The organism is uncultured Ruegeria sp., assembly GCF_947500045.1.
Lineage (GTDB): Bacteria > Pseudomonadota > Alphaproteobacteria > Rhodobacterales > Rhodobacteraceae > Ruegeria.
Map to the genome: position 1 here is coordinate 35,714 of NZ_CANMQQ010000001.1, position 14,657 is coordinate 50,370.

Annotated in this window: 15 protein-coding genes and 1 tRNA gene; 5 read left to right on the forward strand and 11 right to left on the reverse strand. The window is 56.6% G+C overall.

What is annotated here, in order from left to right:
* Window positions 1-31: 31 nt before the first annotated feature.
* The 11 genes from Q1B46_RS00270 to rpmH all read right to left on the reverse strand — a co-directional run bounded on the left by Q1B46_RS00270 (window position 32) and on the right by rpmH (window position 8,831).
* Window positions 32-529: a histidine phosphatase family protein gene (locus Q1B46_RS00270; protein ID WP_299943296.1), complete on the reverse strand. Its 498-nt coding sequence runs from the start codon at window positions 527-529 to the stop codon at window positions 32-34.
* Window positions 526-1,209 (reverse strand): ferredoxin, encoded by a 684-nt coding sequence (locus Q1B46_RS00275; RefSeq protein ID WP_299943299.1) that lies wholly within the window; start codon window positions 1,207-1,209, stop codon window positions 526-528. Before Q1B46_RS00275 ends, Q1B46_RS00270 begins: the two co-directional genes overlap by 4 nt.
* Window positions 1,210-1,229: 20 nt before the next feature.
* Window positions 1,230-2,093 (reverse strand): acetylglutamate kinase, encoded by an 864-nt coding sequence (argB, locus tag Q1B46_RS00280; RefSeq protein ID WP_299667584.1) that lies wholly within the window; start codon window positions 2,091-2,093, stop codon window positions 1,230-1,232.
* Window positions 2,094-2,153: 60 nt separating this feature from the next.
* Window positions 2,154-2,807, reverse strand: coding sequence for a ribosome biogenesis GTP-binding protein YihA/YsxC (gene yihA, locus Q1B46_RS00285; RefSeq protein ID WP_299943302.1), 654 nt, complete (start codon window positions 2,805-2,807; stop codon window positions 2,154-2,156).
* Window positions 2,804-3,541, reverse strand: a complete 738-nt coding sequence (locus tag Q1B46_RS00290) for an MOSC N-terminal beta barrel domain-containing protein (protein ID WP_299943304.1) — start codon at window positions 3,539-3,541, stop codon at window positions 2,804-2,806. The genes yihA and Q1B46_RS00290 overlap by 4 nt, the downstream gene beginning before the upstream one ends.
* On the reverse strand, window positions 3,538-5,361 hold the full coding sequence (gene yidC / locus Q1B46_RS00295; protein WP_299943307.1) for a membrane protein insertase YidC: 1,824 nt from the start codon (window positions 5,359-5,361) through the stop codon (window positions 3,538-3,540). Before yidC ends, Q1B46_RS00290 begins: the two co-directional genes overlap by 4 nt.
* A 126-nt stretch (window positions 5,362-5,487) precedes the next feature.
* Window positions 5,488-7,029 (reverse strand): GGDEF domain-containing phosphodiesterase, encoded by a 1,542-nt coding sequence (locus Q1B46_RS00300; protein WP_299943310.1) that lies wholly within the window; start codon window positions 7,027-7,029, stop codon window positions 5,488-5,490.
* Between the two features lie 70 nt (window positions 7,030-7,099).
* Entirely contained in the window at window positions 7,100-7,981 is an 882-nt protein-coding gene (ttcA, locus tag Q1B46_RS00305; RefSeq protein ID WP_299943313.1) for a tRNA 2-thiocytidine(32) synthetase TtcA, read from the reverse strand.
* A 38-nt stretch (window positions 7,982-8,019) separates the two neighbouring features.
* Window positions 8,020-8,250, reverse strand: coding sequence for a membrane protein insertion efficiency factor YidD (gene yidD, locus Q1B46_RS00310; protein WP_299943316.1), 231 nt, complete (start codon window positions 8,248-8,250; stop codon window positions 8,020-8,022).
* Window positions 8,247-8,669 (reverse strand): ribonuclease P protein component, encoded by a 423-nt coding sequence (gene rnpA / locus Q1B46_RS00315; RefSeq protein WP_299943319.1) that lies wholly within the window; start codon window positions 8,667-8,669, stop codon window positions 8,247-8,249. The genes yidD and rnpA overlap by 4 nt, the downstream gene beginning before the upstream one ends.
* A gap of 27 nt (window positions 8,670-8,696) precedes the next feature.
* On the reverse strand, window positions 8,697-8,831 hold the full coding sequence (rpmH, locus tag Q1B46_RS00320) for a 50S ribosomal protein L34 (RefSeq protein WP_005980833.1): 135 nt from the start codon (window positions 8,829-8,831) through the stop codon (window positions 8,697-8,699).
* Window positions 8,832-9,125: 294 nt separating this feature from the next.
* On the opposite strand from rpmH, the gene Q1B46_RS00325 reads away from it, so the two are divergent.
* The 5 genes from Q1B46_RS00325 (at window position 9,126) to Q1B46_RS00345 (ending at window position 13,933) form a co-directional block, all read left to right on the forward strand.
* Window positions 9,126-9,860: a TVP38/TMEM64 family protein gene (locus tag Q1B46_RS00325; RefSeq protein ID WP_299944705.1), complete on the forward strand. Its 735-nt coding sequence runs from the start codon at window positions 9,126-9,128 to the stop codon at window positions 9,858-9,860.
* Between the two features lie 3 nt (window positions 9,861-9,863).
* The gene (locus Q1B46_RS00330) at window positions 9,864-11,282 is read left to right on the forward strand and encodes an FAD-dependent oxidoreductase (protein WP_299943322.1); all 1,419 of its coding nucleotides are present in this window, start codon (window positions 9,864-9,866) and stop codon (window positions 11,280-11,282) included.
* An 18-nt stretch (window positions 11,283-11,300) separates the two neighbouring features.
* The gene (locus Q1B46_RS00335) at window positions 11,301-12,683 is read left to right on the forward strand and encodes a HAMP domain-containing sensor histidine kinase (RefSeq protein ID WP_299943325.1); all 1,383 of its coding nucleotides are present in this window, start codon (window positions 11,301-11,303) and stop codon (window positions 12,681-12,683) included.
* A gap of 64 nt (window positions 12,684-12,747) precedes the next feature.
* Window positions 12,748-12,824, forward strand: a tRNA-Arg gene (locus Q1B46_RS00340).
* A gap of 191 nt (window positions 12,825-13,015) precedes the next feature.
* Window positions 13,016-13,933, forward strand: a complete 918-nt coding sequence (locus tag Q1B46_RS00345) for a hypothetical protein (protein WP_299943327.1) — start codon at window positions 13,016-13,018, stop codon at window positions 13,931-13,933.
* Window positions 13,934-14,657: the final 724 nt, after the last annotated feature.

Sequence of the window (14,657 nt, forward strand, 5' to 3'; positions counted from 1 at the left end):
GAAAAAGGCGGGGCTTCGGTCTCGCCTTTTTCTATTCAAGAACCTCGCGTGGGATGGCAAATTCCAGCACTTTCCCACTGCGCCATTTAACGTCCGACCAATCCTCATGGTCGAACTGGATCACCGTTGTCGCGCAGGTTGGATAATCCAAAAACCGGTCATGATCCGGGGCGTGCGCTACGATACGGTTGGCGAATTCAGCAATGCCCGGGTTGTGCCCAAGCATCAGAACCGACCTGCCCGATGCCTCGGACAGGCGGGTTAGCATTGTGTCTGGGCTTGCCAGATACAATGTGGGGAGAAACCGCATGGTCCTGGCGGTCATACCCATCAACTGCCACGTCTCTCGGGTTCGGATGGCCGTTGAGCTGATGACCTCGTCGGGCATCCATCCTTGGCGCTGCAACCACGCGGCCATTGCAGGGGCTGATTGGCGTCCGCGCTTGTTCAGTGGTCGATCATGATCGCTGAGTGCCGGGTCATCCCAACTGGATTTTGCGTGGCGCATCAGGATCAACAGGCGGGTCATGACGGGTGGAACGCGTGCATATGGTGTGCAGATTGTTCTGGATCACGCTTCGCCCCGGCACTGAGTGGGCACGCTAATCGAGCGAGGCATCCGCCGGTCATGCAGGTCTGGCCCTCTTCCGTGTTCAGGTGATCATGGCAAGCGGCGACATCATAGAAACTGCGTGCGTTTAGCGCCCTAACTGGGCAAGCTGTTGCGCAGGGGGCGGGGCAGTTGATACAGGGCGAGGCATTGCGGGCTTCCGGAATTGCGAATTCTTCTGCGAAATGCAGCGCACCCCGGTACGAGATCAACATCCCCACTGTGTCATGCACCAAGGCCCCAACCGGACTGCTAAAAGTCCGGCCGGATTTGAGCGCCCAATCTATGAAAGGCGCGTAGGGTGGACCGCCAAAGGGGAAATGTGCCTCAGCGCCGAGCGTTTGCGCCATCTGGCCAATAACGCGTGTCGACCACCGATCTACCGGATCTGATCCCTGCCACTCCGGGGCCTGTTTCAGCACCGGCCAGAATGCGCCAGCAGTTCCCAGCAGTATCAGAGTGCCCGTCTCAAGCTGTTTGGCTTCGGTTGAACGAGGGTGCAATGCGCCCATGATGATGAGGCCTGCGGCCTCTGTGGCTTGCTTGACGCGTGCGAACTCAGGGCTGGTATCTGATGAGGTGTCTGATTGGTCCATCATCGTAGCCCCCATCGAAGCGGTCAGTCGGGTCGGATCAAAGAACCGGCGCCATGTTCCGTGAACAGTTCCAGCAAAACGGCGTTTGGGGCGCGGCCATCCAGAATGACCACCGCCCGCACACCGCTGTGCAGGGCGTCGAGCGCGGTTTCGGTCTTTGGGATCATGCCGCCTGCAATCGTGCCCTCTAGCGTCATCTCACGGATCTGACCAGCCTTCAGCTCGGTTACCACGTCTCCTGCGGCGTTCTTCACGCCAGACACATCGGTGAGCAACAGAAGGCGATCCGCCTTGAGCGCCGAGGCAATCGCACCCGCAGCCGTGTCGCCGTTGACGTTGAATGTCTCGCCCTCGCGACCCGCGCCCAAGGGGGCGATCACGGGGATCACGTCGTGCGAGAACAGATCATGCAGAACCTTTGGATTCATCTCGGACGGTGAGCCCACAAAGCCCAGCGATGGATCGGTCTGGTCGCAGATCATCAGATTGGCATCCTTGCCCGATAGACCCACGGCCGAGCCGCCCTGACTGTTGATCGCCTGCACGATACGTTTGTTCACGAGACCCGAGAGCACCATCTCGACCACTTCAACGGTGGCATTGTCTGTCACGCGCTTGCCGCCCACAAATTCGGACTGAATATCCAGCTTATCCAGCATTGCGTTGATCATCGGCCCGCCGCCATGAACAATGACCGGGTTTACGCCCACCTGTCGCATCAGAACGACGTCGCGGGCAAAGCTCTCCATCGCTTCGTCGCTGCCCATGGCATGCCCACCCAGTTTGATGACGACAATTGCGCCATCATAACGCTGCAGGTAGGGCAGGGCGCTGTTCAAAGTTGCGGCTGTGGCGATCCAATCCCGGTTCATATCTCGTGTCTGCATAGCTAAAGTTCCTCTGACACACCGTGTTAGGGCCTTTGAATGGCGCTGCCAAGGGTGAAGCTATTCCAGATGTGCGATGATCGAACGGAGTGTCGGAATCCCGTCGCTTTTCTCGGACGAAGTCAGCACAATCTCGGGGAATGCGGCGGGATGTTTGGCCAGCGCACCGCGCACCTGATCAAGCACTTTCTCACGTTCATTTGCCTTTACCTTATCTGCTTTGGTCAAGACACATTGGAAGGTGACAGCGCTGGTATCCAGCAGCTTCATAATCTCGGCATCGACAGGCTTTACCCCGTGGCGCGCGTCGATCAGCACAAAGGCGCGCCGCAGGGTTTGACGCCCGCTGAGATATTGCTTCAGCAGTCGTTGCCACTTTGCCACGACCTTCACCGGTGCATTGGCGTAACCATAGCCGGGCAGGTCAACCAGATAGAGCTCTGGTCCTTGGGTGAAAAAGTTGATCTCTTGCGTCCGGCCCGGTGTGTTCGACGCGCGTGCCAGCCCCTTGGTGCCGGTTAGTGCGTTGATCAGGCTGGACTTGCCAACATTCGAACGCCCCGCAAAGCAGACCTCGAGCCGGTCGGGCGCGGGTAGGCCATCCATTGCGACGACACCTTTGACAAACTCGGATGGTCCGGCAAACAGCTTGCGCCCGGTTTCCGTTGCGAATTTATCCGGGGTTTCTGCCAGTGGGAAACGAAGCGTGGTCACAGCACCTGTACCTCGTCTCCGGTGCGGATGGTGCCGCCTTCCAGAACTTCGGCGTAGACACCAAAATCCTGATGGTCCCAGCTGCTCAGCGCACCCAATGTGTCTGCATCGCGTTCACCCGTTTCCGGGTTGGCGGTCGTGGCCAAACAACGAGTGATGCGTTCGCGGATGTGAAAGATAGCCTCGCCAATGCGAATGTTACGGCCCAGCCAATCGAACTCTTCCCACAGGGGCAAGCCATCGAACCAGATGTTGCCCCGCCAGCGCGCGATGGACAGGTCACAGCCTAGTTTTTGTTCGACTGCACGGTGCGAAGCCACATTGCAAAGGCTGATCGAGGGGAACGGGCTGTCGGTCATCCCGCGCCCGGGAACGCGTATGATCCGGGTCGAAGCGGCCCGGTCGGCGGGCATCAACGGCTTGACCCAATCCAGAAACGCGTCCTGTTGGGTATCGGGCTTAAACGTCAGATCAGGGCGATCAGGATGTCGAAGCGTGACACTGTCATCTTCCAACTTTGCCCAGATAGCCATTAGTAGAGGCGCTTTCGCGCCGCGGCTGAAATTGGCGCAAGACACCCATTCCGACCCATCGGCTTTGGACGCTTCATGTGCCACCGCCCAAACACGATCCCCGGGCATGGTCTGCCCGGGGGTCATGGTGACGTGATCAAGGCTTTCGCGCCCATGGCTTTTGATCGGGTGCCGCCACAGGCTGGTGACTGCCCCGCTCATTTGTCATCCGTCTTTGGCGTTCGTTTAAAACCCGACTTAATGTTGCCAAACACATCAGGTTTGTAGCCCTGAGTGCGCATGATCAGGTACTGCTGCGTAAAGGTGATCGTGTTGTTTGCAATCCAGTACACAACCAGACCGCTTGCGAAACTGCCCAGCATGAACATGAACACCCATGGCATCCAGGCAAAGATCATGGCTTGTGTCGGATCGGTTGGTGCCGGATTCAGCTTTTGCTGCAGCCACATCGAGATTCCCAGCAGCAGCGGCAAAATGCCAAGGAAGATGGTCGCCATCAACGTGCCGGGCTCGGGCCCCGCCCAAGGCATCCAGCCAAAGAAGTTCATTATTGAGGTCGGGTCAGGCGCGCTGAGGTCACGGAACGGGCCGAACCAGGGGGCCTGCCGCAATTCGATCGTGACAAAGATCACCTTGTAGAGCGAGAAGAAGATCGGGATCTGCATCAAGATCGGCAGACAGCCCGCAGCGGGGTTCACCTTTTCCTTCTTGTACAGCTCCATCATGCCCTGCTGCACCTTCTGACGGTCGTCGCCTGCAGCTTCTTTCAGGGCTTCCATCTGCGGCTGCAATTCCTTCATCTTCGCCATCGAGACGTAGGATTTGTACGCCAGCGGGAACAGGATCGCTTTGATGATCAAGGTCAGGCCGATAATCGACCAACCCATGTTACCGATCAGTGCATTGATGTTGTGCAACAGCCAGAAAATCGGCTTGGTCAGGAAGAAGAACCAACCCCAGTCGATGCTATCAATGAACTTCTGAACGCCTTCTGATTGATATTCCCGGATTGCTTCCCATTCCTTGGCACCAGCAAACAGGCGGGTCGTTACCTCGGCGGAGGCACCTGGGGCAACCGTCACTGTCGGCATGACTGTTTCGGTCTGATAGATTTTGCGACGCGAATCGTATTTTGCCGCCGCTTTGAATGTGGTGCCCGGCTCGGGGATCAGCGTGGTCATCCAGTAATGGTCCGTAAAGCCGATCCAGCCATCTTCCTTGACCTGATAAACCTCGGCCTGCGCCCGTTCATTCGGGTCGATATCAAAATCGCGCACATCGCCATAGTCGACCTCGGACAGCGTGCCGTCCGCCATGCCGATTACACCCTCGTGCAGGATGAAAAAGTTCTTCAGGCCCGGAAGATCGCCATCCTCACCAATGCCGTGCCGGGCGAGGATGCCGTAGGGTGCCATGCCCACTTCGGATTGCGTCGCGTTTTCAACCGATTGGGTGACGGTGAACATATAATCCTGATCGACCGATATGGTGCGGCGGAAAGTCAGGCCATTGCCATTTGCCCAGACCAAAGTGACCGGGCTATCCACACCAAGTGTCTCGCCCTGTTCCAAGGTCCACAGCGTGTTGGGGCCGGGAACATCCGCACCCGCAAGACCCGCGCCCGGGGCCCAGCCGTAGATGGCATAGTAGGCTGATTCCGACCCGACCGGAGAGAGAAGCTCGACAATGGGTGCGCCTTCTTCGATGGAAACCTTGTAATCCTTCAGGGACAGCTCATCGATCCGTCCGCCCGACAAGGACAGGCTGCCCTGCAGACGTGGTGTGTCGATCGCAACACGAGGGGCCTGTTCTTCGGGCAGAGTTTCTTCGGTGGTTGCCGTTGCCTCACCCACAGTGCTGGTGGCGCTGGGTGTTTGCACCGCTTCGCCGTCCAAAGCCGCAATTTCCGCTTGATCCTGCAGCGTGGATGGTTCCGGCGGCGGAAACAGCACGAACCAAACTAGGATCACCAGAAAGCTGAGCGCGGTTGCTAGGATGAGATTTTTGTTCTGATCGTCCATCGGGGACAGCCACCTTGAGCAGTGAAACACACCCGGTGGGTTCAACAGAGTGCAGCCCCAAAGGTCAAGCGGAATCGCCCCCTAAATCGCCGCAGCATTGGATTTGGCGTAACGAAACGACTGATTTCATCCCATTTTGCGGCCGATCTTGGGCGCGCCCTGTAGCTTGGCGCGATGTGTCTTGATCCATTCCACCGTCTGTTCGAACGGCATCGGCTTGGCAATCCCGAACCCTTGCACGTGGTTGCTGCCCAATTGCGCCATCAGCGCGTGCTCGCCGGGGGTTTCAACCCCCTCAGCAAGAGTCTCAAGATTCAGTCGTTCAGCCATAGTCAGAATTGCGCTGACAAGTTGCTGCTGGCTGGGATCCAGATCGGATTTCGCGACAAAAGTTCGGTCAATTTTGATGCGAGAGACATCAAATCGCTTGATCGACGCGATCGAGGCATGACCAGTGCCGAAATCATCCAGATCGATGCAACATCCGAGCGCCGCCATGCCTGCGACGTTCCGCGTGATCACATCATCGGGCCGGCGCGAGAATACGGTTTCCAAGATCTCAACAGCCAGCCTGTCGGGCGTAAGTTCAAATTGATCCAGCTCCCATTTCAGACGGTCGAGCAGGCCGGGATTGCGTAGTTCATCGGACGAGAAATTTATGCCAATCCGGGGTATGACAGTCCCGACACTATCCCAAGTGCGCATGGCCTCAAATGCGTGGTGGCGCATGACCTGCCCCAATCGTTCCATCAGCTCGGCCTGTTCGGCGAAAGGTAAAAACACCTGCGGTCCAAGGACACCCTTGACCGGATGTTCCCACCGGGCCAGCGCCTCGAACCCTGTGATGTTACCAGTGTCGGTCGACACCTGAGGCTGGAACCACGGCCGGATTTCTCCATCGTCCAATGCCGCCTCGAACTCCTTCCGTAGATTGGCCCGAACCAGCGACCGCCGTCTGGTCGCGATTGAATAGGCGCGTATAGTCGAAGGCCCGCTTCGTTGCGCCTCGGCAAGGGCTGCGCTTGCCGCGCCGATCCATTCGTCAACCTCGGCCTGGCGCAAATCAGAGAGCAGACAGAATCCAATAGAACAGGATTGATAAACACCTGCGCCATTCAGCAAAAGCGGTTCTTCGATGGCGCTTTGGATGCGACCTGACATTTGAATGCAGGCTTCTAGGTCAAGATGTGTGGATGGATGTAGGCCGATCAGAAACCGATTCTGGTCGATCTGGGAAAAGATATCCTGATCGCGAATGATCGAGAGTATGCGGTCGCTGAACTGTTGCTTTACGTGATCGGCGGCGGCCTGTCCGTGTAAATCCTGAAGGTCTGCATAATCATCTAACGCAATTGCGATGCAGGCGGCATTCTCGCCCCGGTTTTTTGCCGCTTCACTAATTAGCTGCAACTCAGACTGAAACACGTCATATGTGACCGAGCCGCTGGGCCGCATTCCTGAGCTGTGGGCGCTGTAGGATCGACTGCCCCATTTACCGGTTAGGGCAAGAACAAGTGGCAAACCAAGCGCTGTGATGACAAGGGCGCGTTCACCACCCAGCCAGAACGCGGCCAGGCAGACGGCCGGGACAAAGGCCAGGATCTGAGGCCCGGTAAAGAGAACTCGCAATGCATCAAGGCATTGATCAACAGAGAGATTTTTCCGCATCGGTTTTACGGCCTTCGGCTTGGGCAGGGATCGCGCAGGCCAACCGTAGGAAATCAATCTGAGTCAGTCGTTAACGTAGCTTGGGAATTTCGTCCGAATTTTCGTCTTTTTGAATCGGATCAAGCGAAAGGTTAGCAAAATCAAAGAGCTTTGGGTCCAGCAGATGTGAGGGGCGGGCGTTTGTCAGCGCCCGGAACATCACCTGCCGCCGCCCCGGCGCGTTCTTTTCCCATTGGTCGAGTATTTGTTTGACCTGTTGGCGCTGCAGCCCGTCCTGACTGCCGCACAGATCGCATGGGATAATGGGATAGTTCATCGCGTTGGCGAACTTCTCGCAATCTGCCTCGGCCACATGCGCGAGGGGGCGGAAAACGAACAGATCACCCTCTTCATTCACCAGTTTGGGCGGCATGGTTGCCAGGCGCCCACCGTGGAACAGGTTCATGAAAAAGGTTTCAAGGATATCGTCGCGGTGATGGCCCAACACCACCGCAGAGCAGCCTTCTTCGCGCGCGATGCGGTAGAGGTTGCCCCGGCGCAGGCGCGAACACAGCGCGCAATAGGTGCGCCCTTGTGGGACTTTATCCATCACAATCGAATAGGTGTCTTGATATTCAATCCGATGCGGCACGCCCATGCGTTCAAGAAACTCGGGCAAAACAGTCGCGGGAAAGCCCGGCTGGCCTTGATCCAAATTACAAGCCAGCAAGTCGACCGGCAGAAGCCCGCGCCATTTCAGTTCATAAAGTACCGCCAGAAGGGTATAGCTGTCCTTGCCGCCGGAAAGGCAGACCAGCCAGCGGGGTGTGGCGCCTTGTTTGCGGTCCACCATCCCGTAATGCTCGATCGCTTCGCGGGTCTGGCGCACGATGCGTTTGCGTAGCTTCTTGAATTCCGTGGTCGAGGGCGCACCGGAAAAGAGCGGATGGATGTCGTCTGCTTCATCAAACATGGGCGGGGCCTATCGCAGAAGGGTGAACCGGGCAAGGGTCAGGGTGTTTCGTCCGGCACAGGGTCATAGCCGTCGCCGCCCCACGGATGGCAACGTCCGACGCGTCGGACGGCCAGCCACGTGCCTTTGATGGCGCCGTGCTTTTCCAGTGCTTCCAGTGCGTAGGCCGAGCAGGTGGGTTGGTAGCGGCAGTTAAACCCAACCCAAGGGCTGAAGATCAACCGATAGGCTCGGATCGGCAGGGCAAGCATATGTGAAACTAGCGTCATTTGCCGCCGTGCAATTTGCGCAAGGCATAGCGCAGATCGTCTTTCAAAGCGTCGAAGGGGCGGGCGGCGGTGACCTCGGCGCGACCTATCAGAACATAGTCCCAACCCTCACGACCCTGAACAGACAAAACGGCCCGTGCGGCTTCGCGCAGGCGGCGCTTGGCACGGTTGCGGGCCACGGCGTTACCTACCTTTTTTGAGCAAGTGAAACCAACGCGGATACCGGGTGCTTCATCGGTACCGCGCTTGCGCGCCTGCACCATCATCGAAGCCGTGCCCTGCCGTTTTGACCGCGCGGCCTGCAGAAAGTCCGCGCGATTCTGCAATACGGTCAGTGTTTTTGGCGCACAAACGGACGCCGCCGGGGGCTTGACCCTCGGTTGGTTGTTACCATCCTCAGGGGCCTCCGGCGGCGTCATGTTCATAACCTGACAGGTCGAGCGGCTTTATGCGCTCAGCGACTTGCGGCCACGTGCGCGGCGCGCGTTCAGGATCTTACGGCCGGCTTTGGTGGCCATGCGCGCGCGGAAACCGTGGCGGCGTTTGCGAACCAGGTTCGAAGGCTGATAGGTGCGTTTCATCGCTCCGTCTCCAATCTATAGCGGTCGGGTGCGGCGCGGATTCGCCTGGCCCTAGTGTTCGAAGCCCGTCCTCTACTGGGTCACGGGTGCTAAGTCAAACCCCTAGGTGGGGGTTTTAACGCCTTTTGCAACAATTCTGTAACCGGCACCGGCAAAAGGTTTCAAATAGCGTGCTTTAGCGCCCTTAATCCTCACATTACCGACCCCAAATATCAACGCCGCGTGAGGCCTCTGTATTAAGGCCCACAGTCGTCGCATGTTGTAGGCAGAATGAAGCGTACCAAACCGGACAACATGATGAGTGACACAACTCAGACTGCGCGCAACAGATTTGCGCGCCACATTCCATTGCTGGTGATTCTTGTCGTGGCTGCGGTCGGGTTCTTCACCCTGGGCGACTACCTGACATTCGAGACCCTGCGCGACAACCGCGAGGCGTTGTTGGCGTGGCGCGATGCCAATTACTGGGCCATGGCTGCCGCGTTTGTTGGATTATACATTGTGATCGTAGCGTTCTCGCTGCCCGGTGCCGCCGTGGCTTCAATGACCGGAGGTTTCTTGTTCGGGCTGTTTGCCGGGACTGCATTCAATGTGTTTGCCGCCACCATCGGAGCCTCGGCCATTTTCCTGGCTGCCCGCTGGGGGCTGGGTGAGTCGCTCACGGCGCGGCTGGAATCCTCGGAAGGGACGATCAAAAAGCTGAAGGACGGGCTGCGCGAAAATGAAATCTCGGTCCTGTTTCTATTGCGTCTGGTCCCCGTGGTCCCTTTTTTCGTGGCCAATTTGGTGCCCGCGCTGGTTGGGGTAAAGTTCCGTAACTTTCTGATCACTACTGCGCTGGGCATTATCCCGGGCGGCATCGTTTACACTTGGATCGGCGTCGGGCTTGGCGGTGTATTCGATCGGGGCGAGACGCCGGACGTCTCTCTGCTTTGGGAACCGTTTGTCATTGGGCCTATCATTGGCTTGTGTGTCCTGGCGGCGTTGCCGATTGTCATCAAATCCCTCCGTGGCCGAAAGGACGCCTGATCGATGCAAGAGTTGAAGACCGATATTCTGGTGATCGGCGCCGGATCAGGCGGGCTGTCTGTTGCAGCAGGTGCCAGTCAGATGGGGGCAGATGTTGTCCTGCTGGAAGGGCACAAAATGGGCGGCGATTGCCTGAACTTCGGTTGCGTCCCGTCGAAGGCTCTGATTGCCAGCGGCAAGGTTGCCTATGGGCAGGCCCATGCCTCTGCCTACGGCATCGCGGATGTGGTGCCACAGATCGATTACGCCGCAGCCAAGGATCATGTTCATGACGTGATCGCCCAGATTGAGCCGATGGACAGTCAGGAACGCTTTGAAGGCTTTGGCGTCAAAGTGATCCGCGAATACGGCAGCTTTGTCTCTCCCACACAGGTACAGGCCAAAGATCACTTGATCACTGCCCGTCGTGTTGTGATCGCCACCGGCTCGTCGCCGCTGGTGCCGCCTTTGCCCGGGTTGGATCAGGTGCCTTATTATACCAACGAAACCATATTCGACCTGCGCGACAAGCCCGAGCATTTACTGATCATCGGCGGAGGCCCCATCGGCATGGAAATGGCGCAGGCGCATATCCGGCTGGGATGCAGGGTGACGGTGATCGAAGGCATGAAGGCGCTGGGCAAGGACGACCCCGAGGCGGCTTCGGTCGTGTTGGACAGCCTGAGGGCTGAAGGTGTTGCGATCCATGAAAACGCCATGGTCGCCCAGATTCGTGGCAATGCGGGTGCTGTCGAGGTGGTGACTGAGAATGGTGAGATCTTTGCGGGATCCCATCTGTTGTTGGCGGTCGGACGCAAGGCCAACATCGAACAGTTAAATCTTGAGGCTGCCGGGATCGAAAGAACACGCACAGGCGTTAAGGTCGATGCCGCGCTGCGGACATCCAACCGAAAGGTCTATGCGATCGGAGACGTGGCGGGTGGTATGCAGTTCACCCATGTGGCCGGTTATCAGGCAGGTGTCATTATCCGTTCGGCGCTGTTCGGGCTGCCCTCCAAGGCAAAAACGGCACATATTCCTTGGGCCACATATACCGACCCGGAACTGGCGCAGGTTGGTTTGAGCGAAACGCAGGCGCGCGCGCAGCACGGTGAGACGCTGGAGATTGCCCGCTTTGATTATCACCATAATGACCGCGCCATTTCCGAGCGGAAGACCAAGGGATTTATTAAGGTGATGGTCGTAAAAGGCCGGCCTGTCGGGGCGACAATTGTCGGACATCAGGCCGGAGAGTTAATCAACTTGTGGTCGCTAGCCTTGGCCAATAACCTCAAGATGAGCCAGATCGCCGCGATGGTTTCGCCCTATCCGACGATTGGAGAGCTTAACAAACGCGTGGCAGGGGCCTATTTCTCTCCAAGGCTGTTTGAGAATCAAACGGTTAAAACGGTGGTCAGGTTCGTCCAACGCTGGATTCCCTGACCCGAGGAGGAGTGCAAAGTGAACTCGCTGTCGGGCCGATTTCTGATCCTGACGACGGTCTTCGTCATGTTGGCTGAAATCCTGATCTTTGTGCCCTCGATCGCGCGCTTCCGCGAGGATTTCCTGCTGAACCGGCTGGAACGGGCGCAGATCGCCTCATTGGCACTGCTGGCTGATGACATGCTGGCCGAAGAGCTTGAGGCTGAGCTGCTGGTCAATGCGGGCGTCTATAACGTAGTGCTGCGGCGCGATGAGGTGCGGCAGCTCATGCTGTCTTCGCCCATTCCAGATCAGATCACCAGAACCATTGATCTGCGTGACGCCAGCGCATGGGTGTTGATCCGCGATGCAACCCTGCGTCTCTTTACGCCTGAAAACGAGATAATCCGCGTCTTCGGCGCACCCGTGAAGGATGCGGGCTTGCTGATCGAAGTGACGATGGACAGCGATCCACTGCGCATGGCGATGACGGATTACGGATTGCGCATTCTGGGTCTGTCCTTTGTGATTTCGATCATTACAGCCTCGTTTCTGTTTCTGGCCGTGCGTGTGGTTCTGGTCCGGCCGATCAAAAGTGTGGTGGGCTACATGCAGCGCTATGCCAGCGCGCCCGAAGATGCGCGCGGTATCATCTCGCCCAATTCCAAGGTGACCGAGCTACGTGAAGCCGAAGAGGCTTTGAAGATGCTTCAGACCGATTTGACCCAGGCCTTGAAACAACGCGAACGTCTGGCGCAATTGGGGGGGGCAGTTGCCAAAGTCAGCCACGATCTGCGCAACATCCTGACCTCGGCGCAGCTGTTTACTGATCGGATTGAGGCAAGCAATGACCCGCTGGTGGCACGCATGGCGCCCAAGCTTGTCAACTCAATCACCCGCGCTGTTTCTCTGTGCGAAAGCACTCTGGCCTTTGGTCGCGCGGAAGAGCCCGCCCCGACATTGACCATGGTGCGCTTGCGAGATATTGCCGAAGACGTCGTCAGTAGTGAGAGGCTGGCGCTGGCGGATGCCTGTATCGAGATCGCAAATGACGTGCCCGAAGACCTTGTGATCCGCGCTGACCCCGAACAGATATTCAGGGTCATAATGAACCTTGTGCGCAATGCCCGGCAGGCGCTGGTGACGTCCGGCAAGCCGGGTGGCATCTCTGTAGCTGCCTGTGAGCTGGATACCGATTGGTGTATTGAAATCAGCGATACGGGTCCGGGTCTTCCACCCAAAGCGCGCGAGAATCTGTTCACCCCGTTTCAAGGAGGTGTACGCAAAGGCGGCTCGGGGCTGGGGCTGGCAATCTCCCAAGAGCTGGTACGAGGTCACGGTGGGGAACTGCTTCTGAAAGACACCGGGTCCGAGGGGACAACCTTTGAAATAAGGCTCCCGCGCGGGGAAATGACTTTTTGAAGTATTTTTGCAGAATCGACTTGCGCGCACCGACCCTCAGGTCTAAATACCGCCTCACCAACGCGGACCGATAGCTCAGCTGGATAGAGTACTTGACTACGAATCAAGGGGTCGGGGGTTCGAATCCTCCTCGGTCCGCCACTGGTTTCCCCTAAAGTATTGAAAATAAACAACTTTTTATTTTTGAGGTTCGAATCCGTCGGGGGGATTCAAACCGATCCCGCAACAAATCCCGCAACATTTGTGTGCAATAGCCATTCCTGACTTAGTTCAGAAATCCGTAGCTCCACCTGAGTCCATATGTAATACAGGACTAAAAAGAGGTTTGAGCAGTGAGTACATTTCGAATTGGTTTTGACGGGCCGTCGGTCGACAATGGTGAAATTGACGTTGCAGACCTAGCACCTTCTCTTCTCGCCCTTGGCGATCTATTTGAAGCAGCCAATCGCGCGTTGAACAAAGATCGCAGCGAGGTGAAGCTAAAAATAAGAGCGAGCGAGAAGGGCAGCTTTATTGCTCTTCTTTCGCTGGATGTGAGCTTCATAGCTGACATGCTCGATTTGGTTGCCGCCCATCCTGATCGCATGACTGCGGCCAATCAGCTTTTGGATTTGATTATCAAAGGCGGTACCATCGCTGGAGGCACTTTTGGTTTCTTCAAAACTCTAAAATGGCTGAATGGCGGTAAACCGGACAGCGCTGCCAAGAACGATGATGGGACCACCTCACTTACCAAAGGCGGGACAACAATAATCGTTGATCAGCGCACCATCATATTGCTGGAAGACTTATCCACGCGAGAAGCAACGGAGAAGTTCGTCAAAACCTCCTTCAAGCCAGAGGGCATCCAGAAAGTGACATTGGACGAAGGTGACGAGGCCGACGATGAGCCCAATCTAGTATTGACCAAGGGCGACGTTGGATCAGCATTGGTTCCTGAGCCGTCGGAAGAGGAAGTTACCGAAACCAGCGTCGAGCGCGAAGCTCTGCTCAAGATAGTCAGCGCGCAGTTTGAAGAAGGTTACCTTTGGCGTTTTACCGACGGTACAAACACTTTCACAGCATCAATGGAAGACGAAGCGTTTGTTATGCGCTTGGACAAGTCAGAAGTGGTGCTTTCGAAAAATGACACCTTGCGTTGTGCAATCGAAGAAAAGCAGCAACTGACTGGATCTCGCCTCAAAACGGAGACTAGGATCATCGAAGTCAGAGAACACATCTCAGGCGCAAGACAGCTAAAGCTATTCTGAGAAAGTTTGAATAATCCCGCAACAAATCCCGCAACATTTTTCCTGCAGGATGGCTTTAACATGTTGATAAATAACGTTTTTGAAAATTGGCTGTCTCCTCCTCGGTCCGCCACTTTTTCGCCTAAAAAAGTGGCAGCGTTTGGAAAATAAAGCAAAAACAATATGTTATCCTTAGATTTTCCGATTAAAAATTAGGTAATCCCGCAACATCTGAAATCCCGCAACATTGTCCGCAACAAATCCTGTGAAGCGACACATAGTTTGTCCTTTTGGGACAGAACCTTTCCTTTTGCGACGCATAGTCTTGCCATTGATCTGTGCGGACTGACGGATCATCCCATCCCCTTTAGAATTGGTTTTGGACGAAGCCCTTCAGGGCGCTCGTCTCTAAAACCTGCTCCCGGCGAGGGTTGGGGGTAGCAAGCGCAAAATAATTCGAAAGGGTTGGTGCGGCCCGCAGGCACGGCCCTGTCTAATTGTGTTGCGGGCGCGTGGGGACGAAGTCCCCTAGCTCTTCTCTAAATGGGAAGGGTGGGAATACCTGGTCCAAGCGAATTGGTCTATCTTCCCGGATAGCGGCTTCGATTTCTCTGTCGATACCGTCCAACGCGTCCACCCTTGAGAGGTTGTGCGGTCCCAGCTTGCATGTAGCGATTGATACGATCCTGATGCTCTGCCGAGGAAACTACCCAGAAGCTGAAAAGCTGAAATATGAGGCGCAAAC